The organism is Olleya sp. Ti.3.14, from assembly GCF_038154885.1.
Classification (GTDB): Bacteria; Bacteroidota; Bacteroidia; order Flavobacteriales; family Flavobacteriaceae; genus Olleya.
Window position 1 is genome coordinate 163,943 of the sequence record NZ_JBAKAO010000006.1, and the last position, 24,413, is coordinate 188,355.

A 24,413-nucleotide genomic window follows, 5' to 3' on the forward strand; every position below is an offset into this window, starting at 1 on the left:
TTTATGTTTATATTTACAAAAAATATTAAAAATGAGAATCACCAAAGTTTTATTATTATTCTTAATTATAGTATCCTGTGCTTCAGATAAAATTGAAGTCGATACTATCATTACAAACGGAACGGTTTATACTGTTGATGCCGATTTTAACAATGCTGAAGCTTTTGCCATTAAAGATGGTAAATTTTTAGCAGTTGGTACAACTAATGATATTAATAAAAAATACAAAGCTATCAATACAATTGATGCTAAAGGACAAACCATTTTGCCTGGTTTTATCGATGCGCATTGTCACTTTTACGGTTTAGGTTTAAACCAATTACAAGTAAATCTTAGAGATACTAAAAGTTTTGATGAGGTAATGAAACGTGTTATCGATTTTCATAATAACCGACCATCTAATTTTATTATTGGTAGAGGTTGGGATCAAAACGATTGGGACGATAAAACTTACCCAAATAAAGCATTATTGGATAAATTATATCCAGATACACCTGTGGCTCTAACTAGAATAGATGGTCATGCTATGTTATGTAATCAGGCAGCTTTAGATTTAGCTAAAATAGATGTTAATACAAAAATTGAAGGAGGCGAAATTTTAAAGAAAGATGGCCAACTTACAGGAGTATTAATTGATAATCCAATGGAGTTGGTTGAGGCTATTTTTCCGGAACCGACAAAACAACAACAAATTGATGCTTTGCTTGAAGCACATAAGATATGTACAGATTTAGGTTTAACAACCGTGTCTGATGCTGGTTTGGACAAACAAGTCATTCAATTAATTGATAGTCTACAACAAGCAGGAACATTAGATATGCGCATGTATGCTATGATTAGCAATAAAAAAGAAAACTTAGAGTATTACCTATCAAAAGGAAAAATCAAGACAGACAGATTAAATGTGCAATCTGTAAAAGTGTATGCAGATGGAGCTTTAGGCTCTAGAGGAGCAGCTTTAAAACAAGAATATTCAGACCAACATGATCATTTTGGTGCTTTAGTTATTGGTACTGATGCATTTATTAATTTAGCTGACCAAATAGCAAAAGCAGGATACCAAATGAATACGCATGCTATTGGAGACTCAGCTAACAGATTTGTTTTACAGACTTATCAAAAAACCTTAAAAGATCTAACTAACAGACGTTGGAGAGTAGAGCATGCTCAAATTATCACAGATAATGATTTTGACTATTTTAAAAACGAAAACATCATACCTTCCATACAACCAACACATGCAACAAGTGATATGTATTGGGCAGAAGACCGTTTAGGTAAAGACCGTATTAAAGGTGCTTATGCCTATAAAACCTTACTAGAAAAAAGCGGAAGATTAGCCTTAGGGACAGACTTTCCGGTAGAGCAAGTAAGTCCGTTTTTAACCTTTTATGCAGCAGTATCTCGTCAAGATGTAAACCAATTTCCAGCAGGCGGTTTTAATAAAGACAATGGATTAACAAGAGAAGAGACCTTAAAAGGGATGACTATTTGGGCTGCTTATGCTAATTTTGAAGAAGAAGAAAAAGGAAGTATTGAAGCTGGTAAATTTGCGGATTTTATTATCTTAGATAACAATATAATGACTATCGAAGAGAAAGAAATCCCTAATATCAAAGTAAATCAAACGTACATTAATGGAGTGGCACAGTAGTTGCTATTTTGTAATAACTTAAACAATTTAAAATGAAAAAAATTATCGCATTAGTGTGCTTTTTAGCAATAGGTACAGTAAGTATTGCTCAAAGTGATCAGTATAGTAAAGATGTTAAAACGTGCATACAAAGCAACGGAACAATGACATACTATGAAGGAGTTATAGACCAAATGTTTACCATGTTAGAGCAGCAGTTTGAATCGCAGGATGTACCAGCTTCGGTTTGGAAAGATCTAAAAAAAGTTAAACCTGATGCAATGGATGATTTAGCTGTTATGATAGTATCTGCTTACAAAGCTCATTTTACACATGATGATGTAAAAAATATGAATGCGCTTTATAAAACAAAAGCAGGTAAAAATATGTTTAAGCCTGAAGCCTTAACAGAAGGCGATAAAATAATTTTAAAAGAATTTTATCAAAGCGATACAGGTCAAAAAATTGTAAGCTCTCAAGACTCCATGAACGCCTCAATGAGTGATATTTCTGTAATGTGGAGTGGTGATTTATACAAAAATGTGATAGCAAAATTATCAGAACAAGGATACGATATCTAAATAAATAGCTTTGCTAAATAGTCATAATGCTCGCCTTCAGCGAGCATTTCGCATTTTAAACCAGAAGTTTCGCATGCTTTTTGCAGCAACTTAAAATCTAAATATAACCACTTCATTGGTAATTCAGCTTCTCCTTTATAACTTAAAAAATAATCTAATTCGCCATAATAATTAGCATTCATATCTTGCCAAAATCCACCATCTTCATCTAAGTACATATACTTTATGTCGCTAGAGTCTATTAAAATTTGACCACCTGTATTTAATAATGTTTTTAAATGCGATAAATACATTGCTACCTGATTTAAGGTTTCAAAAATACCAGTACCATTCATTAATAATAGAATTGTATCAAAAGTTTCAGTTTCATCTAAAAGCGCAAGGTGTGCAACCTGTTTTACACCTCTAGCGTGACTTACTTCAACAGCACCTTTAGAGATGTCAATAGCTTTAACGTTTAGTCCTTGGTCTTGTAGGTAAAGACTATGACTTCCAGAACCACATCCTACATCTAATGTCAGTCCTTTAGATAGTTGCAAAGCTTTTTGTTCTAATTTTGGCATGTCTTGATAATCCCTAAAAAGATAAGGTAGTGGTAACTCATCTTCGTCAGATATGTTAGTAGACGTTATTAAGTCTTCTGTATAATTACCATTTTGGTAATCTAATAATGCTTTTCCGAAAAGGTCTTTCATTTAAAATACTATTTTTGCACTATGGAACAATTTTTAAATGGTCTTCCAAAGCTTGCCAAAGATAAGCATAAGGAAAATAAAACCTTTTTTACTAAGCTAAAAAAGAAAGCACCAAAGCAATTAGATTACTTAATGCAAGAGTTGCATGATAACGAGTTTAAAAAAACCGATTGTTTAACGTGTGCTAATTGTTGTAAAACTACTGGACCATTATTTACAGATAAAGACATCCAACGTATTGCTAAACATTTTAAGCAAAAACCACAACAATTTATTGATAACTATTTACGTCTGGATGAAGAGAATGACTATGTATTACAATCTGTACCTTGTACCTTTTTAGGAGCAGATAACTACTGTTCAATATACGATGTGCGTCCAAAAGCCTGTTCAGAGTTTCCGCATACTGATCGTAAAAAGTTTCAGCAAATATCTAATTTGACTTTAAAAAACGTAGCTATTTGTCCTGCTGCTTTTAATATAGTTGAAGAGATGAAAAAACGAATTAAATATTAATACGAGTTTTTTTTTATTTAATCAAGTCATAATCGATTTGTGTTTTTTGAGAAGTTTATTGACTTTGTTTTAAAAAAATAGTAAAAACTTACAATCTTGGTATATTTATTGAATATCTCATAATTAATTAGCGGTTAAAGCTTTAAATCATTGATAATCAGATAATTTAACTATTCGTCGACTATTTTATGTAGTTCGGCTAATTATAGATAAATTATGTTCAGATTTGTATGTAATATCCCAATTTCATAATACATTTGGTCTCCCTTATAACTGATTTTTAGCGTAACTATATAAAATTTATATTATGATTAGGCAAAAAATAACATTCCTACTATTCTTAATGTTAATGCTAAGTACTTCGGTATTTTCGCAAGTTAAAACAACTATAGTTGAAAATGTAAATGCAACCAAAGCAGGACTTGTTCATGTACTAAACAGAACAGGAGATACTATTATACTTAAAAGTAGCTCATCTATCTATAGATTTAGTTTCTTATATCATTCTCAAAAAGAGTCTGTTTTAATGGATCTAGATAGTAAGGAAGCAAAAATTCCATTACACCATTTTGAAGTAGGACAATATACCGTTGTTGCCTATCGTGAAGATGCTGTGTATCCAATTTCTTTAAACAGAGTTGGTGCTATTACTAAGCCAATAGATGCTATTGCAGATTTAGAAGAAGATGTTTTAAGAGCCAGTTTGTCTAATGACGAGCAACGTAAAAGAAACATCAAGCCTAGACACAATGCAAGTAGTGACACACGTTTAGCTAGTGCTGCAAGTAAAAGCAAAGAAGCTGCTGAAGCTAAAGAAAGAGAACAAAGAGCGTTGATAAAAAGAGCAGCAGAAGATACAGCTAGAAAAAATCAGGCTTTAGCTGAAGCGAAACAAAAAGAGCAAGAGCAAAGAGAATTAATTAAAAAAGAAGCTGAAGCTAGATCTAAACAAGAACACGCTTTAGCGGAAGCTAATAGAGCAAAAGCTGAAAGAGAGAAAGCAGACAGACAATTAGCACAAATTGAAGCTAATAAACAAGCCATAAAAGAAAGAGCATTAGCAGAAAAAAGAAGAGAAGAGTTAAGAGCTATTGCTGCAGCAGAAAGAAAAGAAGCAGATGCACGTATTGCAAATGTTCAAACTGTGACGACAGAAGACAATAAGCTTGAGAAAAAAGAAGTCAAATATAACATCTCTGTTATACAAGATGGATCTGTAGAAAAGCAAACCAGAGAAGAATACAGAAAAGAAAATTTAAGACCTAACGGTCTACCTTACGAAGATTAATCTTTATTGATATAATAAATAAGGTTTACGTTTAACCATAAAATCATTTAAGCCACTTGTCCAAGTGGCTTTTATTTTGTCCTCACTCCAACCTGCTTCAATTTGTTGTTGCAGTTTTTTAGTACCAGCAAGTTTTGTAAAAAAACCATTAGTAATAAAAAAATCAGATTTTATAGATGTGGTATTATAAGCATTAATTAAGTAGCTTAAGTTTAAACCACTTTGTTGTTTAATATTACTTAAATCATAACCATGACATACTTTGTTTTCATGCTTTGGGTATTTAGCACCTTCGTTAGATTTAGGCGTAAAAGCATAATCTGTATTTGGTAAAAAAGGAGAACCATATATCTGGAATTGTAAATCCGTACCACGACCAGCACTTACATTAGTACCTTCAAAAAAGCATAAACTAGGGTATAAGTTTATCGCCTGAGCATTAGGTAAGTTTGGAGACGGTTTAATAGGTAAGTCATAAGCCATTTGTCTATTGTAATTTTTTATAGTAATTACTTTTAAATTACACTTTACACTATTGTTTAGCCAATTTTCGCCATTAATCATTTGTGCATATTCGCCAATAGTCAAACCATGCACTACAGGTACAGGATGCATACCTACAAAGCTAGAATGTTCTTTTTCTAAAATTGGACCATCAATATAATGTCCATTTGGATTTGGTCGATCTAAAACAATCAAGGTTTTATTTTGTTCAGCGCAAGCTTCCATGACATAATGTAAAGACGATATATAGGTGTAAAAACGTGCACCAACATCTTGAATATCAAAAATAACAACATCAACATCTTGTAATTGTGCAACGGTAGGTTTTTTATTATTTCCGTATAATGATATTATTGGTAAATTAGTTTTTGTATCAATACCATCTTTAACCAATTCTCCAGCATCTGCAGTACCTCTAAAACCATGTTCTGGAGCAAAAACTTTTTTTACAGCAACTTGTAAGTCAAGTAAAGTATCTACAATATGTGTGTTGCTGTCATAGGTTGGTGTTTTACTAAAGGAAGTATTTTTAAAGATAACGCTAGTTTGATTTGCAACTATACCAACACGTTTCCCTTTTAATAAAGGTAAATACGCTTCGGTTTGGTTGGCACCAACAATAATAGGCTTAATTGTGCTGTTATCTAAAGTAGTTTCGGTTTTAGCCAAAACAGTATTAGTTTCATTTATATTATTTTTCGTTTTAGAAGCGCAAGAAATAAGTATTAAAACAAATAATAAAGCTGTATTTTTGAAAATATTAAATCGCATAATCTAGTTTGAATTTCGAGTTTTTTATTGCTAAACGCATAATTGATAGTAAAGCGTATAAAAGTAGCATATCGGCACCAATAATAAAAATTGGTATCGTAGCAATTGCATTAGGTATTATTGTAATGATGATTGCTATTGCAACAGGTATTGGTTTACAACAAAAAATCAGAGAAAAAGTAATCGCTTTTAATGGTCATAGTATTATTCAAATTTACGATAATAACAACTCGCAAGAAAGCATAAGACCAATCTCTACCAATCAAGACTTTTATCCAATATTTAAAAATGTACCAGAAGTAACGCATATACAAGGTACTGCAACTAAATCCGGAATTATTAGATTAGAAAACGATTTTGAATACGTTGTTATAAAAGGTGTAGGTGCAGACTACGACTGGCAATATTTTAAAACATTTTTAACAGACGGTCGCTTACCTGACTACACAAAGGATATCAGTACAGATGTTTTAATATCGCAATACCTAGCTAATAGATTACAACTAAAATTAAACGATCATATAAACACCTATTTTTTAAGAGAGGACACGACCAAACCACCAAGAGTGATAACCTATAATATAGTAGGTATTTATAATTCAGGTTTACAAGAGATGGACCAACTATATATGATTGGTGACATCAAACAAATCCAACGATTAAATAAATGGGAGGACGACCAAGTAGGACGTTTCGAGGTTTTTATTGACGATTATAATACCTTAGAAGCCACAGGAGACGCCATTTTTAAAGAGGTCCCTTCTACATTAAATGCTAAAACGGTTGATAAAGAATATCCTTTTATATTCGAGTGGATTAAAATCTTTGACAATAACATTTACGCCATCATCGGGATTATGATATTAGTAGCAGGTATAAACATGATCACAGCATTACTAGTCTTAATTTTAGAACGTACCCAAATGATAGGTATCCTAAAAGCCTTAGGAAGTGCTAACAATAGCATTCGTAAAATATTTTTATACAACGCAGCCTATTTAATATTAAAAGGACTATTTTGGGGTAATGTAATAGGATTAAGTTTACTATTATTACAAAAATATTTCGGTTTATTCCCATTAGACCCAAAAACCTATCACGTCTCTGCAGTGCCAGTTTACATTAATATAGGTTACATAATAGCATTAAACATTGGTACCTTTATTTTGTGCTTGTTAATGCTGTTAGTCCCATCATATATTATTTCAAAAATTTCGCCAGTAAAGGCCATCCGTTTTGATTAAATAATTTGGGCGTTACCACAAGGGTCGCGTCATCCACTATATCTTTTTTGCGCATAAGCGCGCACAAAAAAGGATGTCGTTTCTACCGCTAACGCAATCAACCCTAAGGACAGTTTTAAAATAAATTAATGTAGTTTTAACTTTCAATTTTAGACAATTAACGTACTTTTGCAAAATCAAAATTAGAAATAAGTACGTCTTAATTTCAAGCTTTAGCTTAAAGGATTAGTCATAAATTAGACGCTTTTTTCTTCAATAAAAAAAATAAAATACCTTAATGAAATACGCAAATAACATTTTAGAAACCATCGGTAACACACCATTAGTAAAGCTAAACAAACTAACAGCAGAGTTACCATGTTTAGTATTGTCTAAATACGAAACCTTTAACCCAGGAAACTCCGTTAAAGACCGTATGGCATTACAAATGATAGAAGATGCAGAAGCAGATGGACGTCTTAAGCCAGGAGGAACAATTATAGAAGGGACTTCAGGTAATACAGGAATGGGATTAGCATTAGCAGCAATTATAAAAGGATACAAGTGTATTTTTGTAATGGCAGATAAACAAAGTAAAGAAAAGGTAGATATCTTAAAGGCAGTAGGAGCAGAGGTAGTGGTTTGCCCAACAGCAGTTGAGCCTGAGGATCCAAGATCATACTACTCGGTATCAAAAAGATTAAGCACAGAAATAGAAAACAGTTGGTACGTAAACCAATACGATAATCCAAGTAATGCTAAAGCACATTACCAAAGTACTGGACCAGAAATCTGGGAACAAACAGATGGTAAAATCACGCACTTTGTTGTTGGTGTAGGTACAGGAGGAACAATCTCTGGAGTTGGTAAATACTTAAAAGAACAAAATCCAAATATCAAAATTTGGGGAATAGATACTTACGGTTCGGTATTTAAAAAGTATCACGAAACAGGAATTTTTGACGAAAACGAAATCTATCCTTACGTAACAGAAGGTATTGGAGAAGATATCCTTCCAAAAAACGTAGACTTTAGTATTATCGATGGTTTTACTAAAGTAACAGATAAAGATGCTGCAGTATATACACAAAGACTATCAAAAGAAGAAGGTATGTTTTTAGGCAATAGTGCAGGAGCAGCAATTAAAGGTGTGTTACAATTAAAAGAGCACTTTACTAAAGACGATGTTGTTGTGGTATTATTCCATGATCACGGAAGTCGCTATGTTGGTAAAATGTATAACGACGACTGGATGCGTAAAATGGGTTATATTGACTAATCCTTATTAGTCAAATAAATTAAAAGCTCACAAGGTAACTTGTGGGCTTTTTTTATGATCTACAATTTAGTAAAATGTTACATGGGTATTTTGCAGTTTTGACACCTTAATTTTTTGTTATTTACATAAACATGACAGAGTTGCTGATTTGCGTAAATAAGTATTTTTTAAATTTTCTAAATACTTAAAACAGCTACAGTACTATCACCAAAGGAATGGTGAGACGTTTAGTAAATCGCAATTTAAGCTAAAATAAGTTTGTTGACCCTAAATGTAGGGTTTGGCTTGGTTTTAGCGTTTAACCTGTCAGTACGTTTAAACTATAATAATTACAGCATAAAAATTATGCAAAACGTACGTTTTAAAATTTATAATGTAGTATGAATCAAGTAAAAGAAAACAACACAGTTAAAGTAAATTACACAGGTAAATTATCTGATGGACAAATTTTTGATACGTCTGAAGGAAGAGAGCCTTTAGAGTTTACTTTAGGTCAAGGACAATTAATTCCTGGTTTTGAAAAAGGAGTTATTGATATGAAATTAAACGAAAAAAAGACCATCACAATTGCTAAAGAAGAAGCTTATGGTGATGTTAATCCAGCTTTAATCCAAGAAGTAAGTAAAGCAGATTTACCTCAGGATATGACGCCAGAAGTAGGTATGGGATTAGTGTCTAAAACGCAAGATGGTCGCGAGACTAACTTAATGGTAGTTGAGGTAAAAGAAGAAACGATCGTTTTAGATGCAAACCATCCATTAGCTGGTAAAGATCTTGTTTTTGATTTAGAAGTGGTAGACATCAAATAATACAAGTTACCAAATAAAATAAGTCGCTTATTTTAAAAGTATCCCAATACAGATTGTGTGTAGTAATACAGCAATTAGTATTGGGATTTTTTTGTTTATTGGCTAATAGTAGGTTTCTTTTTACCGCTTAAAGCAAGTAAACCCAAAATTGGACCTAAAGCTAAAATCACATAAATTCCGTTGGAAGTAGTTGTTTCAATCAAAGCAGTTAATAATTGTATACTAATTATAGAGATTGCAAAACCAATACAATTTACAATAGTAAGTGAGGTGCCTTTAAGTTGTGGTGTTGCACTTTCAGCAATTAAAGTCGATAATAAAGGTGAGTCGGCAACGACCACCATTCCCCAAAACATTAAAAAACCAACAAATATATTAGTAGAGGTTGTTGTAAATAGTAAAGGCGAAAGTAAACAGCAAATACAAGATAATAGCAATGCTATAAAAGCAGTCTTTTTAGTCCCAATACGTTGTGCAACATTGCCACTTATAATACAGGCAATGCCACCTAATCCAATAATTATAAAAGACAATAATGGGATGTTTAAATCTGCAATACTATAGTTAATACTATATTGTTTAATTATTATAGGTGTAAAAACCCAAAACGCATATAATTCCCACATGTGACCAAAATAACCAAAAGCAGCATGTCTAAAGTTGTGTTTTTTAAAGATTGTAAAACACGCTTTAAAATTAGTGTGTAAACTAGGTTTACGATAAGGACCATCTGGTACTAAAAATAAAATTAATAAACCTCCAATTACAGCAAGTGTGGATGTTGTAATTAATACAGACTTCCATGGATAGCTACTTGTAAAATCTTTTAATAAATGCGGAAAAGCAGTACCAAGCACTAAAGCGCCAACCAAAAAACCAAGCGATTTACCCAATCCTGTATTAAAGTAGTCCGTTGCTATTTTCATACCAATAGGATAGATACCAGCTAAACAAAAACCTGTTAAAAACCGAAGCAATAATAAGCTTGTTAAAGTGTGTCCATTCCAGATAATAACTAAGTTAAAAGTCGCACCAAACAAGGCACTTATAAAAAACACTTTTGATGGCGAAAAGCGATCTGCAATAGTCAAAATAGCAAACACTAATGTGCCAATAATAAATCCAAATTGTACAGCAGAGGTTAAATGCCCTAAAGCACTAAGCTTTAAATTAAAATTTAGGACCAAGTCATTAATTACACCATTACCTGCAAACCAAAGTGAGGTACAGCAAAACTGAGCGATGACAATTATGGGTAGTATTAATTTATTGGGTTTCAATGCTAATAGATAACTATGTTTTGGTCTGTAAAGCGAAGTTAAAGGTTTTTAATTGATTTACTTAGTGTGTTTGTGTAGGTTTAGTAGCGTGATTTAGTAATCAAGTTGGCAATATATTACAAATGGAATGTTCATTGGGAATATTTGTAAGTAAAATAAAATTAGCTTTTTATAATACCTATTTTGTGTTGTCGTTACTTGTCTATTCGTTCTAAAATAGCTGCTCTTATATTTTTCAATTCAACTATTCCGAATTGCAAATTTGGGAGATAGGCATTATATAACTTCTGGTAACTACTTATAACATAACGTCTATATTCTTGACTATTTACAAAATAATCTTGCAGCTCTTCACTGCTATTATCTTTTGTTATTCTTTTGCTTATCCATTCTGGATACCAACTGTAATTATCTCTAAATATATTTACAACTTGGTGACTTTCGTCAAAAATTTTTTTCTCTATGGTGCTAAGGGTTGTTGAAGTATCATATAATTCAATTAAGTACAACGATAGACTATCTTTTGATGCGATTGATTTTAAGCGTTCAATACCACCTTTATTCATGTTAATTATTGGACCTCCAGCCATTATTCTAGATAATCCATCGTCTAATAAGTCTACTGTTCTAGTATCTAAAATGACAGCGTCATAAATGGGTTTAATAGAATCGTAATATTTGATAACACTTGAAAACTCGCTAATGTCATTATCTAAATCAAGTGCAATCTGGTTGTAAATATCTATAATTTCAGATTGTTGCTTTCGGTTCTCATTCCAATTGTTAATCTGTAATGCAATTAAAATTCCAATAACTACAAGTATTATTTCTCCGATTGCGTATTTAATGTACTTTCCCAGTTTTCCTTCTGAAAGTAAATTTTGTCTGATTTTTCTAAAGAATTTTATCATTGGTTAGCGGTTTGTGTTAATGATGCGCAACATATAGATAAGACAAGTTTTTAATTTGCTTTATCGAAGGTTCAGTCAAGTTAATAGTTTTAAGTTTAGTAATCAATACGTATAACTACGTATTTTTCTTACATAAAAAAGTGTAACTTTAAGCCATGCAAGAAGATTTTTTACACTATCTCTGGAAACTTAAAAAATTTGAAACCTTAAATCTCCAGACCACAAAAGGAGAGCAAGTTGTTATCCAAAATGCAGGCACACATAATTATCATACTGGTCCAGATTTTTTTAATGCGCAACTTATAATTGCTGGTCAATTATGGGCTGGCAATGTCGAGATCCATATTAAATCTAGCGATTGGTACGTGCATAATCATGAAGTTGATCCAAATTACGATAATGTAATTTTACATGTGGTTTGGGAGCATGACACACCTGTTTTTAGAAAAGATAACTCAGAAATACCAACCATCCAGCTTAAAAATTATGTGTCGCAAGTGGCTTTAAATAATTATGCTAAGCTATTTAATAGTAAACAAACGTGGATTAATTGCGAAAACACGATTGCTAATGTTACTCCTTTTGTTGTCACAAATTGGTTAGAGCGTTTGTTTTTTGAACGTTTAGAGAGTAAAGCAAAAGCTATTGAAGCTATTTTAAAAGCTTCTAATAATAACTGGGAAGCTGTTTTGTTTAAATTACTTGCTAAAAATTTTGGTCTTAAAGTTAATGGAGACGCTTTTTTTAGTTTGGCTAACAGCTTTGATTTTTCAGTAGTTAGAAAACAGCAAAGTAATTTACAAAGTTTAGAAGCTTTGTTTTTTGGTCAAGCAGGTTTATTGGATCAGGATATTCAGGAGGCGTATTATATTGCACTACAAAAAGATTATGCGTTTTTAAAACAAAAATTTAAAATTGATAATGCTAGTGTTAGTCCGTTTCAGTTTTTTAGACTGCGTCCACCAAATTTTCCTACGATTAGGTTGTCACAATTAGCCAATGTATACCATTTGCACCAAAACGTGTTCTCAAAAGTTATTGCTTCAGATAGTGTTGCGGATATTTATAAATTATTTTCGGTGTCAACCTCACCATTTTGGGAGTCGCATTATACGTTTGACAAAGTATCTTCAGCCAGAAAAAAGCAAATTACAAAGTCTTTTGTGGATCTGTTATTAATAAACACAATCATTCCGCTTAAATTTTGTTATGCAAAACAACAAGGTAAATCTATTGAGGAAGAGATTGTTAGTTTAATGCAACAACTAAAACCAGAAAAAAACGGAATAGTAGATAAGTTTGCTAGCTTAAAAGTGGTTTCGGGATCAGCGTTGGATAGTCAAGCAATTATTCAGCTTAAAAATTTATATTGTGATAAAAATCGTTGCTTAAAATGTGCAATTGGTAATACCATACTTGCACAAAATTAATTATCTTGCAGTATGCAATTTTTATATAAACAGCTACACTATTTTCAAAAACGAGGCTATCACGTCTGTCAGCGTATTGCAGATCGTTTGGGTATCAGAGCCAAAGTAGTACGCACCACGTTTATGTATTTAACCTTTGCAACACTAGGTTTTGGTTTTGCGTTATACTTATTTTTAGCCTTTTGGATGCGCATAAAGGATATAGTATACACTAAGCGCTCGTCGGTGTTTGACCTCTAAATTATGACTAACCCACTAATTACACTTTACAGATCTAAAATATATACTGCAATTGCACTATTAATTATACTATTAGTTATTGGTGTTATTGGCTTTAGGTTTATGTCCCACTACACTTGGGTGGACGCTTTTTATATGACAGTAATAACCATAACTACTGTTGGCTTTGGAGAGGTGCAACCCTTAGATGATAAGTCTAAAATTTTCACCATCTTTTTAATTTTAAACAGTGTTGTAATTGTAGGTTATGCTTTAACTATTATTACCGAATTTATTTTAAGTAAAAATAACATTGAAGAACTAAAACAAAAGAAAATGCAGAAAAAAATTGATGCACTAAATAACCATATTATTATATGTGGTTTTGGTAGAAATGGGAAACAAGCTGCAACAAAATTATTAGTGCATAAACAACCTTTTGTTATTATTGAAAAAAATAAAGAGGTTATTGAAAAATTTGAAGACGAAAACACACCTTTTGTTTTAGGTAATGCTAATGAAGATGAAATTTTATTGCAAGCAGGAATTACTAGAGCTAGTACCTTAATTTCTGCCTTACCAAATGATGCAGACAATTTATTTGTAGTATTATCTGCTAGACAAATGAAAAGTGATTTACGCATTATAAGTCGTGCTTCTCAAGAAACATCTTACGAAAAATTAAAGCTAGCTGGTGCCAATAACGTGATTTTACCAGATCGTATTGGTGGTGACCATATGGCTTCCTTAGTGGTTGTACCTGATTTAATAGAGTTTATTGATAATTTGGCTATAGTAGGAGAAAGTAATATTAATATTGAAGAAGTACAAGTTGAAAAACTTTACGATCCTAAAACAGGAATCAAGACTATTAAAGACTTAGACTTGCGTCATAAAACAGGGTGTACTGTCATTGGTTTTAAGGATGGTAATGGTGAGTATATTGTAAATCCTGAAGCCGAATTAAAATTAGTACCTAACTCTAAAGTTATTGTCCTTGGACGACCAGAACAAATCCAAAAACTAAACACCGTTTTTAGTTTGGACTAAATGATGTATTTAACAAGAATTCTTTTAAAAATTCAGCATTTTTTTGCATCTTGCTAATCTTAACTTAAAATTAACTAACAAATAAATAAATTATGAAGAAATATCTTCTCTCGATGTTTACATTAATATTACCATTGCTAACCTTTGCTCAAGATAGTACAGCAGACAATATAGACGCTATCTTTAAAAAATATACAGGTTGGTTTGTTGAAGGGATTTTCTCTGAAATTCCTTTTACAGATACTATAAAAATTCCATGGGTATTAATTGTTCTTATTGGAGGTGCTTTATTTTTTACAATTTATTTCAAGTTTATCAATATTACTGGATTTAGAACTGCAATTAAAGTTGTACAAGGTAAATATGAGGATATAGAAAAACATGGTGTAGACTCATTATATGGAGATCAAACACCAGGTGGAGATATTATTGAAACAATGAAAGCTGAAGGTGCAGATGGAGAAGTATCTCACTTCCAAGCGTTAACTGCAGCATTATCTGCTACAGTAGGTTTAGGTAATATTGCAGGTGTTGCAGTAGCACTATCAATTGGTGGTCCAGGTGCAACATTTTGGATGATTATTGCTGGACTATTAGGTATGGCGTCTAAGTTTGCCGAGTGTACTTTAGGTGTAAAATATAGAGATGTAGGTGAAGACGGAACAGTATATGGTGGACCAATGTACTACTTGACTAAAGGTTTAAAAGAAAAAGGAGCTGGCGGAATTGGTAAAGTTTTAGCTGTACTTTTTGCAATATTTGTAGTTGGTGGATCTTTTGGAGGTGGTAACATGTTCCAAGCCAATCAAGCAGCAGCTCAGTTTACAAAATTATTTAATTTAACAGGAGAAAATGCAGGAATGTACTTTGGAATTGTAATGGCTGTATTAGTAGCTATTGTAATTATTGGAGGTATTAAGCGTATTGCATCAGTAACAGAAAAAGTAGTGCCATTTATGGCAGGTATTTATGTATTAGCAGCATTAATTATTTTGTTTGCTAACTTTACGTTAATTGATGATGCTTTTATGGCAATATTTAATGGTGCATTTACTCCATTAGCAGGATTGGGTGGTGTTATTGGAGTAATGATTCAGGGTGTACGTCGTGGAGCATTCTCTAACGAAGCTGGTGTAGGGTCTGCAGCAATTGCTCACTCTGCAGTACGTACTAAATATCCAGCAAGTGAAGGTATTGTTGCTTTATTAGAGCCTTTTGTAGATACAGTTGTAATTTGTACAATGACTGCTTTAGTAATTGTTATTACTAATTTTGATGGAGGATTTATGGAATACGGAGTAGAAATTAAAGAAGGTGTAGAGATTACAGCAACAGCTTTTGATACTGTTATTCCTCACTTCTCAATCGTGTTAACAATAGCAGTTATTTTATTTGCTTTTAGCACAATGATTTCTTGGTCATATTATGGTATGCAAGGATGGGTTTTCTTATTCGGAAAAGGAAAAATTACAGATTTAATTTATAAAATTTTATTCTTATTATTTGTTGTTGTAGGAGCTTCGATTAGTTTAGGAGCTGTTATTGACTTCTCTGATGCAATGATTTTTGCAATGGTAGTGCCAAATATTATTGGTGTAGTTATGTTATCTCCAGTTATTAAAAAGGAGCTTACTAAGTATATGAATGCTATCAACAAAAAAGAAGATGCTATTGAAGATGGTGCAACAGATTTAGTTGATGAAATGTAAAATATAAAACACATTATAATGACTTTTAAATCCCACTTTCAGTTTTCTAAAAAACAACGAAGTGGGATTTTTTTATTGCTATTAATTTTGATTGTAGTGCAAAGTTTTTATCACTTTGTATTACCAAAATTGATGGATACAAATCCTGATTTTGCTTCAAATGATACAGAAGTTATTGCATTTGTTAAACAAATAGACTCGCTTAAAGCAATTCAATTAGAAAAACGTAAGCCAAAGATTTATCCCTTTAATCCAAATTTTATTACAGATTATAAAGGTTATACTTTAGGATTAAGCAATCAAGAGATTGATAGATTGTTAGCTTTTAGAAAGCAAGACAAATGGATTAATTCTGTAAAACAATTTCAAGACGTTACTAAGGTATCCGATTCGGTATTGAACAAAATTTCGCCTTTCTTCAAATTTCCTGATTGGGTAACAAATCCAAAGCCAAAGCAGGCTAATTTTAAAACAGGTTATTCAAAAACAGCAAAAACTGAAGCGCAGAAGCTTGATTTAAATTCCGCTACAGCGATACAATTACAAAAAGTTTATGGCATAGGACCTTCATACGCTGAACGTATCATTAAATTCAGGAATAAAATTAATGGATTTCACTCGTTTATTGAGTTGCAACAAGTATACGGATTAACGCTAGAGGTTATAGATAATATTAAATCGGATTTTAGTATTAAAACACCAAGAGCAATTACTAAAATTGCATTAAATACAGCAACTAAAGAGCAGTTGGTGACTATTAAGTATATTGATTATGAGGTAGCACACAGCATAATTGAAGAACGCACCTTGCGTGATGGGTTTAAATCCATTGACGAATTAACAAAAGTTAACGGTTTTCCTGTTAATAAATTAGAGATAATTAAGTTATCTTTACGTCTAGATTAGAACTTAACAATAACACAACGGATTATGGAAAATATGTACTTCAGTGAAGAGCATAATTTATTTAGAGAAAGCTTACGCGAATTTTTAAAAAAAGAAGTCGTACCTCATATTGATAAATGGGAAAAAACAGGAAGTATAGAACGCTTTATTTGGAAAAAATTTGGCGATATGGGCTTTTTTGGTATTAGTTACCCAGAGCAATATGGCGGAATGGATTTAGATATTTTCTATATGGTTATTTTGCTAGAAGAATTACAAAAAATCAACTCAGCTGGTTTTGCTGCAGCAATGTGGGCACACGCTTATTTAGCAATGACGCATTTAAAAGCAGAAGGTAGTGATGCCATAAAAGAAAAATATCTAACAGCTAGTATTACTGGAGACATGATTGGATGTCTTTGTATCACAGAACCTTTTGGAGGTAGTGATGTTGCAGGAATGCGATCTACAGCTGTTAAAAAAGGAGATACATATGTAATTAATGGATCAAAAACATTTATTACAAACGGAGTTTACAGCGATTATTTAGTAGTTGCAGCAAAAACAAATCCAGAAATAGGCAATAAGGGTATTAGTATTTTCTTAATTGATAGAGATACGCCTGGTGTGTCTGCAACTAAATTAGATAAATTAGGTTGGAGAGCATCAGACACAGGAGAGATTGCGTTTGATAATGTAACAATTCCAGCATCTAACTTAATGGGAGAAGAAAATAAAGGGTTTGCATACATCATGCAACATTTTGCGACTGAGCGTTTAATTATGGGTGTAAATGCACATGCTAGAGCAGAGTTTGCTTTGGATTACACGATGCAATACATGTCAGAGCGTACAGCTTTTGGTAAAACAATTGACCGTTTTCAGGCATTAAGACACCGTTTAGCAGACCATATTACTGAAGTAGAAATCTGTAAAACATTTAACTATACAATTGCAGATAGATTAGGAAAAGGTGAATACGTAGTAAAAGAAGCTACGATGTCTAAATTAAAATCTACAAAAGTAGCAGACGAGGTTATTTACGATTGTCTTCAGTTTTTAGGTGGTTATGGTTACATGGAAGAATATCCATTAGCAAGACTATTAAGAGACAGTAGGCTTGGACCAATAGGTGGTGGTACTTCAGAAATTTTAAGAGAAATTATCGCTAAAATGGTAATTGACGGTAAAGACTATAAGCCAGCTACGAAATAGTTTGTTTAGCTTTTTAGCGAAAATAAATGTTTATTTTCGCTAAAATAGTAATCCTTAAAAAGATTATGTTTCTGCTAACAAATAATATTTAAAAGTATTTAAAATGAAATTGACTCAGATCAAATCCACAGTAATTATAATATTTTTACTAGTAGGAAGCGTTGCTGTGGCACAAACCGAATTAAAAAATAAAGTTGTCGACTTTATGAGTATGATGCCAATTGAAAACGCAAGTGTTTATATTCAAAACACAACAATTGGTACTATTACAAATGCAGACGGTAAGTTTGTGTTATTAGTGCCTAAAACATACGAAAAGGATACCATTATCATTTCTTCAATTGGTTTTAAAAGCTACAAAACAACAATAGATCAGTTTGATAACGAGTTTGATATTTTATTAGAGGAAGATGTAGCATCCTTAGATGAAATTTTGATTATCGCAGAAAATAGACCAAAAACTGGAAACGATATTGTACTTAGAGCGCTAGAAAAATTAGAAAGCAACCTTCCAGAATTACCATACTTACAAAAAGGTTTTATAAGACATAAAGAGCGAAATAAAAAACAATTTAAATGGTTGGTTGAAAGTGCAATTACTTTGTATGATGATTCCAGTTATGTCACAGGAGGAAAAGATAATCTTAAAATAAACGTAGATCAAGTCAGAAAAAGTTACGATTTACGTGATGTAGATAGTTTGTTTTCCTATGCTACATATTTAAAATATAATGCCAATGTTAATTTAAAACCTAAAAATTTACGAAGAGATACTATCGCTAAATCATCACTAATAAAGTCTATTAAATGGAATGATACTAGAGTAAATGGTTTAGATAATTTATTTAAAGGAAAACTTAATTTAGTACGTAATTCTAAAAGTCCAAAAGCATTGTTAGGTAAAGATGTGTTAGCAACACATCAATTTAAATTGGATACGATTTTAGTTGATAATGAAAGAAAAATTTATAAAATTAAGATTGATAAAAGTGAGGATTTTGTTGGTTTAGGTACAGAAGGCATTTATAACGAAGGGTATATCGCAGAAGGTTGGATGTACATTTATTGGGATAATTTTGCAATTAAAAAAATTGAATATCAATTAAAAGCAGGATCTAATGCGCAAAAAAGTAGAAGTAAAACCCTATTTGATACGCAAATAAACCATAAACTAGTTATATCCTATATGGAATATCAAGATAGAATGTATCCAAATTATATCTATTACGAAACTCCAAAACTTGTCAATGTTGGTTATAAACCCGTAGGTAAAATTGATAAAGAAGAGGAAGCACTTTTTAATAAAGAAGAACGGTTTTATTATACAGTACAAGAAATTTTGTTTACAGAAATAATTCAAGATCAAGAACAAGTACAAGCAGCTTTAAATCAAGACTGGGATTCAGATATTTTTTCTATAAAACCTTACGATAAAACATTTTGGGAAAACTATAATACATTGCTAGAAAGTGAAGAAGACGAAAAGTTAATTAAGGATTTAACTAAACGTTCCACACTTTTTAAACAATAAAAAGCAATTTTTTTTATTGTAAAATATAAATAACTAATTATATTTGCGCCTCAAAATTTTAAAAGAGAGGAGGTTAAGACACTATGTTAATAATTCCAATAAAGGACGGAGAAAATATAGAACGTGCATTAAAACGCTACAAACGTAAGTTTGATAAAACGGGAACAAGAAGAGTTTTGCAAGGTCGTAAGCAATTTGTTAAACCGTCAATAGAAAATAGAGCTAAAATTCAAAAAGCTCAATATGTACAACATTTAAGAGATCAAGAAGCTTTATAAATAGTTTCAATTAATAAAAAAAGCCACTAATTTAGTTAGTGGTTTTTTTATTTTTACACATACCCAAAACAAAAAAGGTATATTTATAACACTTAAATTCTATACGATTAATGCTACTAAAAGCCTTTTTAGACTACCTGTTGCTTGAAAAAAAATATTCCCAGCTAACAGTTAATGCTTATAAAAAAGATATAGAATCCTTTATGGCTTTTATTTCTAGTGAAGAAGAAACAAATACTATTCAAGAAACTAATTATTCGCAAATTAGATCTTGGATTGTTAGTTTAGTTCAAAAAGGAATAACCAACAGAAGTATAAATAGAAAGATTTCTGCGTTAAATGGCTTCTTTAAATTTCTACTTAAAATTGAAGAAGTAAAGCTAAATCCACTTTCAAAACATAAAGCATTAAAAACAAGTAAAAAAGTTCAAATCCCCTTTTCAGAAAAAGAAATTAATACAGTTCTAGATCAAATTAATCACAATCAGGATTTTGAAGGTGTTAGAAATAAATTAATAATAGAATTATTTTACTCTACAGGAATTAGACGTATAGAGTTGATAAACATTAAATTAAAAGATATTGATTTAGAAAATAAAACAATTAAAATTTTAGGTAAAAGAAATAAAGAACGTATTATTCCTTTGTTAAACATGGTAAAGGATAGTGTAGATATCTATAAATTAGAAAGAAATAAATTAGAAACTATTACTGATAATGAGTATTTGTTCTTAACAAAAAAAGGAGTTAAAGTATACGAAACTCTTGTCTACAGAATTATAAATGATTACTTTAGTAAAGCTTCCACTAAGGTGAAGAAAAGCCCACATATTCTAAGACATTCTTTTGCAACACACTTACTAAATCAAGGTGCAGAGCTAAACGCAGTCAAAGAACTATTAGGCCATTCTAGTTTAGCAGCTACTCAAGTTTATACACACAATAGTATAGCTGAGTTAAAAAAAGTATACGCAAAAGCACACCCTAGAAGTAAAAAATAAATGTTTAACCACAAAATTTTAAAGTATGAAGGTAAACACACAGGCAGTAAACTTTAATGCCAATCCCCAATTATTGGAGTTCATCCAAAAACGAATGGATAAACTTGAAATGTACTATGACAAAGTAATTCAATCAGAAGTCTATCTTAAAGTAGAAAAGAGTAGTAATAAGCTTAATAAAATATTTGAAGCAAAAATAAATGTGCCAGGTGATTGCTTGGTTGTTAAAAAGCAATGTAAGACATTTGAAGAGGGAGTAGACATAGCTGTAGCCTCTTTGGAAAGGCAATTAAAAAAGCGAAAACAAAAATTAAGAGAAAATTTTAAAAATATTTCATAAAAATGTTTTGAATAATTAAATAAATATTTACATTTGCAGTCCGTTAGAAATAGCGGGCTTTTTTTAGAAGTAAAATTAGCAGAAAAAAGCCGATGTAGCTCAGCTGGCTAGAGCAGCTGATTTGTAATCAGCAGGTCGTGGGTTCGAGTCCCTCCATCGGCTCAAAATAAAGTTAAAATAGATAATTATTTGTTTTAACTTTGAATAAGTTCTTTAATAGAGTGAAAAGTTTAAAATTGGGGAGATACTCAAGCGGCCAACGAGGGCAGACTGTAAATCTGCTGACTACGTCTTCGCAGGTTCGAATCCTGCTCTCCCCACTTTTTTTAAAAGATTATTTTAAACAACAAAGGATTTTAAATAATTGCGAGAGTAGCTCAGTTGGTAGAGCGTCAGCCTTCCAAGCTGAATGTCGCCGGTTCGAACCCGGTCTCTCGCTCTAATATTTAAGCCGGTGTAGCTCAGGGGTAGAGCGTTTCCTTGGTAAGGAAGAGGTCACGGGTTCAATTCCCGTCATTGGCTCAGAATAAAGAATACAAATTAAGAATACACTAATATTATTATATAACTAAGATTAAATTATTAAAACATGGCAAAGGCAACTTTCGATCGTTCAAAACCACACTTAAATATTGGTACAATTGGACACGTAGATCACGGTAAAACAACTTTAACTGCTGCTATTACTAAAGTATTAGCTGATGCAGGTTTATCAGAAGCAAGATCATTCGATCAAATTGATAACGCTCCTGAAGAAAAAGAAAGAGGTATCACAATTAATACATCACACGTAGAGTATTCTACAGCTAATCGTCACTATGCACACGTAGATTGTCCAGGTCACGCCGATTACGTAAAAAACATGGTAACTGGTGCTGCGCAAATGGATGGAGCTATATTAGTTGTAGCTGCAACTGATGGTCCTATGCCACAAACACGTGAGCACATCTTATTAGGTCGTCAAGTTGGTATCCCAAGAATCGTTGTATTCTTAAATAAAGTGGATATGGTTGATGATGAAGAGCTTTTAGAGTTAGTAGACATGGAGGTTAGAGAATTATTATCTTTCTATGAGTATGATGGAGATAATGGACCTGTAGTTTCTGGTTCTGCATTAGGAGCTTTAAATGGTGAGCAAAAATGGGTGGATACAGTAATGGAATTAATGGCGCAAGTTGATGCGTGGATCGAAGAGCCATTACGTGAGGTTGATAAGCCTTTCTTAATGCCTATCGAGGATGTATTCTCTATTACAGGTCGTGGTACTGTTGCAACAGGACGTATCGAAACTGGTATTGCTAATACAGGAGATCCTGTAGAGATTATTGGTATGGGTGCTGAAAAATTAACATCTACAATTACAGGAATCGAAATGTTCCGTCAAATATTAGATAGAGGTGAAGCTGGAGATAACGCAGGTATTCTTTTAAGAGGTATTGAGAAATCTCAAATCTCAAGAGGAATGGTAATTGTTAAGCCAGGTTCAGTAACACCACACGCTAAATTTAAAGCTGAGGTTTATATCCTTAAAAAAGAAGAAGGTGGACGTCATACTCCATTCCATAATAACTACCGTCCTCAATTTTACGTTCGTACAACTGACGTAACTGGAAACATCGCGTTACCTGAAGGAGTTGAGATGGTTATGCCAGGAGATAACTTAACTATTCATGTTGAGTTAATCCAAAAGATCGCAATGAATGTTGGATTACGTTTCGCAATACGTGAAGGTGGTAGAACAGTAGGAGCAGGTCAGGTAACTGAAATTTTAGACTAATTAATAGTTTATAATATATATAATTAAGGCACTTTGTTATGAAGTGCCTTGATTTATATTTACGGGTTTAGCTCAGTTGGTAGAGCACTGGTCTCCAAAACCAGGTGTCGGGAGTTCGAGTCTCTCAACCCGTGCAACTAAAATCAAATGCAATATTTGTTTTTAAATAGTATTAAAGGAGTCCGCTCCATTGGATGACATTAAATAAAATAACATGGCTGGAATTGTAAATTATATAAAAGAATCATTTGGAGAGTTAAAAAACAATGTTACTTGGACACCATGGTCTGAGGCACAAAGTTTAACTATTCTGGTGGCTGTTTTTTCTATTATTTTTTCTTTAGCTATTTGGGGTATTGATACTGTTTTTAGTAAAGTAATTAGTTTATACTTTAATTTAATAGGATAGATTGATATGGCGGAAGTTGGAGAAAAAAAATGGTACGTAGTAAGAGCTGTAAGTGGTCAAGAAAATAAGATTAAGGCTTATATTGAAAATGAAATAGCTAGACTAGGCTTACAAGATTATGTAGAGCAAGTTTTAGTTCCTACTGAAAATGTTGTGCAAATCAGAAATGGTAAAAAGGTAAACAAAGAAAAAGTTTACTTTAGTGGTTACATAATGATTAAAGCTAATCTTACTGGAGAAATACCTCATATTATTAAATCTATTACAAATGTTATTGGTTTTTTAGGTGCTACTAAAGGTGGAGATCCATTACCTCTAAGACAGTCTGAAGTAAATAGAATGTTAGGTAAAGTGGATGAGTTATCTGTAGATGCAGATGTAAATGTTGCGATACCTTTTACTAAAGGTGAAACCGTGAAAGTTATCGACGGTCCATTTAATGGTTTTGATGGAACTATTGAGAATATAAATGAAGAAAAACGTAAGTTAGAAGTAATGGTTAAAATCTTTGGAAGAAAGACGCCATTAGAGTTAAGTTACATGCAAGTAGAAAAAATATAATAATTGTTACACTAATAATAATGCGTTTTTAAGCTTCCACTTAATTAATGCATCAATTTAATTCATTCAAAATGGCAAAAGAACTAGGTAAAGTAGTTAAACTACAAGTTAGGGGAGGTGCAGCGAATCCTTCGCCACCGGTTGGACCCGCTCTAGGTGCTGCAGGAGTTAATATCATGGAGTTTTGTAAGCAGTTTAATGCTAGAACTCAAGATAAAGCTGGTAAAGTTTTACCAGTGGTGATTTCGGTTTACAAAGACAAATCATTTGATTTTGTAATCAAAACACCACCAGCTGCTGTACAGTTACTAGAAGCGGCCAAAGTGAAAAAAGGTTCGGGAGAACCACACGTTAAGAAAGTAGCAAAAGTTTCTTGGGATCAAATCAAAACTATTGCGGAAGACAAAATGGTAGATTTAAATGCATTTACTTTAGATTCTGCAATGAAGATGATTGCTGGTACTGCAAGATCTATGGGTATAACTGTTAAAGGTGGTGATGCACCAAATTAACCTAAA

At 32.2% G+C, this 24,413-nt stretch carries 25 protein-coding genes and 5 tRNA genes; 26 read left to right on the forward strand and 4 right to left on the reverse strand.

Annotated elements, in window-relative coordinates:
* The first annotated feature begins 31 nt into the window (after positions 1-31).
* Together V6251_RS10195 and V6251_RS10200 are read left to right on the forward strand one after the other, a co-directional pair.
* Positions 32-1,654 carry an amidohydrolase gene (locus V6251_RS10195; RefSeq protein ID WP_341588146.1) on the forward strand — a complete coding sequence of 541 codons (1,623 nt, stop codon included), beginning with the start codon at positions 32-34 and terminating at the stop codon, positions 1,652-1,654.
* A gap of 32 nt (positions 1,655-1,686) precedes the next feature.
* A complete protein-coding gene (locus V6251_RS10200) occupies positions 1,687-2,214 on the forward strand; it encodes a DUF2059 domain-containing protein (protein WP_341588147.1) in 528 nt (175 codons plus the stop codon).
* Here the strand turns inward: V6251_RS10200 and V6251_RS10205 are convergent.
* Positions 2,211-2,909 (reverse strand): class I SAM-dependent methyltransferase, encoded by a 699-nt coding sequence (locus V6251_RS10205; RefSeq protein ID WP_292949792.1) that lies wholly within the window; start codon positions 2,907-2,909, stop codon positions 2,211-2,213. The two genes, V6251_RS10200 and V6251_RS10205, sit on opposite strands and share 4 nt — an antisense overlap.
* A 21-nt stretch (positions 2,910-2,930) precedes the next feature.
* On the opposite strand from V6251_RS10205, the gene V6251_RS10210 reads away from it, so the two are divergent.
* Both V6251_RS10210 and V6251_RS10215 read left to right on the forward strand, forming a co-directional pair.
* Complete coding sequence (locus V6251_RS10210) at positions 2,931-3,425, forward strand: YkgJ family cysteine cluster protein (RefSeq protein ID WP_191100435.1); 495 nt, start codon at positions 2,931-2,933, stop codon at positions 3,423-3,425.
* Between the two features lie 307 nt (positions 3,426-3,732).
* The gene (locus tag V6251_RS10215) at positions 3,733-4,713 is read left to right on the forward strand and encodes a hypothetical protein (RefSeq protein ID WP_341588148.1); all 981 of its coding nucleotides are present in this window, start codon (positions 3,733-3,735) and stop codon (positions 4,711-4,713) included.
* A gap of 3 nt (positions 4,714-4,716) precedes the next feature.
* Here the strand turns inward: V6251_RS10215 and V6251_RS10220 are convergent, their stop codons facing one another.
* On the reverse strand, positions 4,717-5,988 hold the full coding sequence (locus V6251_RS10220) for an exo-beta-N-acetylmuramidase NamZ family protein (RefSeq protein WP_341588149.1): 1,272 nt from the start codon (positions 5,986-5,988) through the stop codon (positions 4,717-4,719).
* Positions 5,989-5,996: 8 nt separating this feature from the next.
* Here V6251_RS10220 and V6251_RS10225 point away from each other — a divergent pair, with 8 nt between their 5' ends.
* From V6251_RS10225 to V6251_RS10235, 3 genes are all read left to right on the forward strand, one after another.
* Positions 5,997-7,232: an ABC transporter permease gene (locus V6251_RS10225; RefSeq protein WP_341588150.1), complete on the forward strand. Its 1,236-nt coding sequence runs from the start codon at positions 5,997-5,999 to the stop codon at positions 7,230-7,232.
* Between the two features lie 277 nt (positions 7,233-7,509).
* Positions 7,510-8,490 (forward strand): PLP-dependent cysteine synthase family protein, encoded by a 981-nt coding sequence (locus V6251_RS10230; protein ID WP_341588151.1) that lies wholly within the window; start codon positions 7,510-7,512, stop codon positions 8,488-8,490.
* Between the two features lie 380 nt (positions 8,491-8,870).
* Entirely contained in the window at positions 8,871-9,299 is a 429-nt protein-coding gene (locus V6251_RS10235) for an FKBP-type peptidyl-prolyl cis-trans isomerase (protein ID WP_028283634.1), read from the forward strand.
* A 95-nt stretch (positions 9,300-9,394) separates the two neighbouring features.
* On the opposite strand, the gene V6251_RS10240 is transcribed toward V6251_RS10235, so the two are convergent.
* On the reverse strand, positions 9,395-10,579 hold the full coding sequence (locus tag V6251_RS10240; protein WP_341588152.1) for an MFS transporter: 1,185 nt from the start codon (positions 10,577-10,579) through the stop codon (positions 9,395-9,397).
* 194 nt (positions 10,580-10,773) lie between these two features.
* Positions 10,774-11,490: a DUF6090 family protein gene (locus V6251_RS10245; protein WP_341588153.1), complete on the reverse strand. Its 717-nt coding sequence runs from the start codon at positions 11,488-11,490 to the stop codon at positions 10,774-10,776.
* Between the two features lie 155 nt (positions 11,491-11,645).
* Between V6251_RS10245 and V6251_RS10250 the strand changes: the two genes are divergently transcribed.
* The 19 genes from V6251_RS10250 (at position 11,646) to rplK (ending at position 24,407) form a co-directional block, all read left to right on the forward strand.
* Positions 11,646-12,920 (forward strand): DUF2851 family protein, encoded by a 1,275-nt coding sequence (locus V6251_RS10250; RefSeq protein WP_341588154.1) that lies wholly within the window; start codon positions 11,646-11,648, stop codon positions 12,918-12,920.
* A gap of 12 nt (positions 12,921-12,932) precedes the next feature.
* A complete protein-coding gene (locus V6251_RS10255) occupies positions 12,933-13,160 on the forward strand; it encodes a PspC domain-containing protein (RefSeq protein WP_028283630.1) in 228 nt (75 codons plus the stop codon).
* 3 nt (positions 13,161-13,163) lie between these two features.
* The gene (locus V6251_RS10260) at positions 13,164-14,189 is read left to right on the forward strand and encodes a potassium channel family protein (protein ID WP_341588155.1); all 1,026 of its coding nucleotides are present in this window, start codon (positions 13,164-13,166) and stop codon (positions 14,187-14,189) included.
* A 92-nt stretch (positions 14,190-14,281) separates the two neighbouring features.
* Positions 14,282-15,898, forward strand: coding sequence for an alanine/glycine:cation symporter family protein (locus V6251_RS10265; protein WP_341588156.1), 1,617 nt, complete (start codon positions 14,282-14,284; stop codon positions 15,896-15,898).
* An 18-nt stretch (positions 15,899-15,916) separates the two neighbouring features.
* Complete coding sequence (locus V6251_RS10270; RefSeq protein ID WP_341588157.1) at positions 15,917-16,804, forward strand: ComEA family DNA-binding protein; 888 nt, start codon at positions 15,917-15,919, stop codon at positions 16,802-16,804.
* A 24-nt stretch (positions 16,805-16,828) separates the two neighbouring features.
* A complete protein-coding gene (locus V6251_RS10275) occupies positions 16,829-17,998 on the forward strand; it encodes an acyl-CoA dehydrogenase family protein (RefSeq protein ID WP_292949769.1) in 1,170 nt (389 codons plus the stop codon).
* Positions 17,999-18,101: 103 nt separating this feature from the next.
* Positions 18,102-19,529, forward strand: a complete 1,428-nt coding sequence (locus tag V6251_RS10280; RefSeq protein WP_341588158.1) for a carboxypeptidase-like regulatory domain-containing protein — start codon at positions 18,102-18,104, stop codon at positions 19,527-19,529.
* Between the two features lie 83 nt (positions 19,530-19,612).
* Positions 19,613-19,807: a 30S ribosomal protein S21 gene (gene rpsU, locus V6251_RS10285; RefSeq protein WP_145002548.1), complete on the forward strand. Its 195-nt coding sequence runs from the start codon at positions 19,613-19,615 to the stop codon at positions 19,805-19,807.
* Positions 19,808-19,917: 110 nt separating this feature from the next.
* Positions 19,918-20,808, forward strand: a complete 891-nt coding sequence (locus V6251_RS10290) for a tyrosine-type recombinase/integrase (protein ID WP_341588159.1) — start codon at positions 19,918-19,920, stop codon at positions 20,806-20,808.
* Between the two features lie 25 nt (positions 20,809-20,833).
* Positions 20,834-21,148 carry a ribosome hibernation-promoting factor, HPF/YfiA family gene (gene hpf, locus V6251_RS10295; protein WP_341588160.1) on the forward strand — a complete coding sequence of 105 codons (315 nt, stop codon included), beginning with the start codon at positions 20,834-20,836 and terminating at the stop codon, positions 21,146-21,148.
* An 88-nt stretch (positions 21,149-21,236) separates the two neighbouring features.
* A tRNA-Thr gene (locus V6251_RS10300) sits at positions 21,237-21,310 on the forward strand.
* A gap of 76 nt (positions 21,311-21,386) precedes the next feature.
* A tRNA-Tyr gene (locus V6251_RS10305) sits at positions 21,387-21,468 on the forward strand.
* Between the two features lie 46 nt (positions 21,469-21,514).
* Positions 21,515-21,587, forward strand: a tRNA-Gly gene (locus V6251_RS10310).
* 11 nt (positions 21,588-21,598) lie between these two features.
* Positions 21,599-21,670 (forward strand) — tRNA-Thr (locus tag V6251_RS10315).
* Between the two features lie 67 nt (positions 21,671-21,737).
* Positions 21,738-22,925, forward strand: coding sequence for an elongation factor Tu (tuf, locus tag V6251_RS10320; RefSeq protein ID WP_028283621.1), 1,188 nt, complete (start codon positions 21,738-21,740; stop codon positions 22,923-22,925).
* Positions 22,926-22,986: 61 nt separating this feature from the next.
* Positions 22,987-23,059: transfer RNA gene (locus tag V6251_RS10325), tRNA-Trp, on the forward strand.
* An 80-nt stretch (positions 23,060-23,139) separates the two neighbouring features.
* Positions 23,140-23,334 carry a preprotein translocase subunit SecE gene (gene secE, locus V6251_RS10330; protein WP_028283620.1) on the forward strand — a complete coding sequence of 65 codons (195 nt, stop codon included), beginning with the start codon at positions 23,140-23,142 and terminating at the stop codon, positions 23,332-23,334.
* Positions 23,335-23,340: 6 nt separating this feature from the next.
* Positions 23,341-23,895 carry a transcription termination/antitermination protein NusG gene (gene nusG, locus V6251_RS10335; RefSeq protein ID WP_028283619.1) on the forward strand — a complete coding sequence of 185 codons (555 nt, stop codon included), beginning with the start codon at positions 23,341-23,343 and terminating at the stop codon, positions 23,893-23,895.
* 71 nt (positions 23,896-23,966) lie between these two features.
* On the forward strand, positions 23,967-24,407 hold the full coding sequence (gene rplK / locus V6251_RS10340) for a 50S ribosomal protein L11 (protein ID WP_028283618.1): 441 nt from the start codon (positions 23,967-23,969) through the stop codon (positions 24,405-24,407).
* Positions 24,408-24,413 lie beyond the last annotated feature (6 nt).

Coding starts and splice junctions, on each gene's coding strand:
- V6251_RS10290 (WP_341588159.1), top strand. CDS start 19,918: ATGCTACTAAAAGCCTTTTTAGACTACCTGTTGCTTGAAAAAAAATAT.
- V6251_RS10255 (WP_028283630.1), top strand. CDS start 12,933: ATGCAATTTTTATATAAACAGCTACACTATTTTCAAAAACGAGGCTAT.
- V6251_RS10215 (WP_341588148.1), top strand. CDS start 3,733: ATGATTAGGCAAAAAATAACATTCCTACTATTCTTAATGTTAATGCTA.
- hpf (WP_341588160.1), top strand. CDS start 20,834: ATGAAGGTAAACACACAGGCAGTAAACTTTAATGCCAATCCCCAATTA.
- V6251_RS10230 (WP_341588151.1), top strand. CDS start 7,510: ATGAAATACGCAAATAACATTTTAGAAACCATCGGTAACACACCATTA.
- V6251_RS10275 (WP_292949769.1), top strand. CDS start 16,829: ATGGAAAATATGTACTTCAGTGAAGAGCATAATTTATTTAGAGAAAGC.
- V6251_RS10205 (WP_292949792.1), bottom strand. CDS start 2,909: ATGAAAGACCTTTTCGGAAAAGCATTATTAGATTACCAAAATGGTAAT.
- V6251_RS10270 (WP_341588157.1), top strand. CDS start 15,917: ATGACTTTTAAATCCCACTTTCAGTTTTCTAAAAAACAACGAAGTGGG.
- rpsU (WP_145002548.1), top strand. CDS start 19,613: ATGTTAATAATTCCAATAAAGGACGGAGAAAATATAGAACGTGCATTA.
- secE (WP_028283620.1), top strand. CDS start 23,140: ATGGCTGGAATTGTAAATTATATAAAAGAATCATTTGGAGAGTTAAAA.
- V6251_RS10280 (WP_341588158.1), top strand. CDS start 18,102: ATGAAATTGACTCAGATCAAATCCACAGTAATTATAATATTTTTACTA.
- tuf (WP_028283621.1), top strand. CDS start 21,738: ATGGCAAAGGCAACTTTCGATCGTTCAAAACCACACTTAAATATTGGT.
- V6251_RS10195 (WP_341588146.1), top strand. CDS start 32: ATGAGAATCACCAAAGTTTTATTATTATTCTTAATTATAGTATCCTGT.
- V6251_RS10220 (WP_341588149.1), bottom strand. CDS start 5,988: ATGCGATTTAATATTTTCAAAAATACAGCTTTATTATTTGTTTTAATA.
- V6251_RS10245 (WP_341588153.1), bottom strand. CDS start 11,490: ATGATAAAATTCTTTAGAAAAATCAGACAAAATTTACTTTCAGAAGGA.
- V6251_RS10200 (WP_341588147.1), top strand. CDS start 1,687: ATGAAAAAAATTATCGCATTAGTGTGCTTTTTAGCAATAGGTACAGTA.
- V6251_RS10235 (WP_028283634.1), top strand. CDS start 8,871: ATGAATCAAGTAAAAGAAAACAACACAGTTAAAGTAAATTACACAGGT.
- V6251_RS10210 (WP_191100435.1), top strand. CDS start 2,931: ATGGAACAATTTTTAAATGGTCTTCCAAAGCTTGCCAAAGATAAGCAT.
- nusG (WP_028283619.1), top strand. CDS start 23,341: ATGGCGGAAGTTGGAGAAAAAAAATGGTACGTAGTAAGAGCTGTAAGT.
- V6251_RS10265 (WP_341588156.1), top strand. CDS start 14,282: ATGAAGAAATATCTTCTCTCGATGTTTACATTAATATTACCATTGCTA.
- V6251_RS10260 (WP_341588155.1), top strand. CDS start 13,164: ATGACTAACCCACTAATTACACTTTACAGATCTAAAATATATACTGCA.
- rplK (WP_028283618.1), top strand. CDS start 23,967: ATGGCAAAAGAACTAGGTAAAGTAGTTAAACTACAAGTTAGGGGAGGT.
- V6251_RS10250 (WP_341588154.1), top strand. CDS start 11,646: ATGCAAGAAGATTTTTTACACTATCTCTGGAAACTTAAAAAATTTGAA.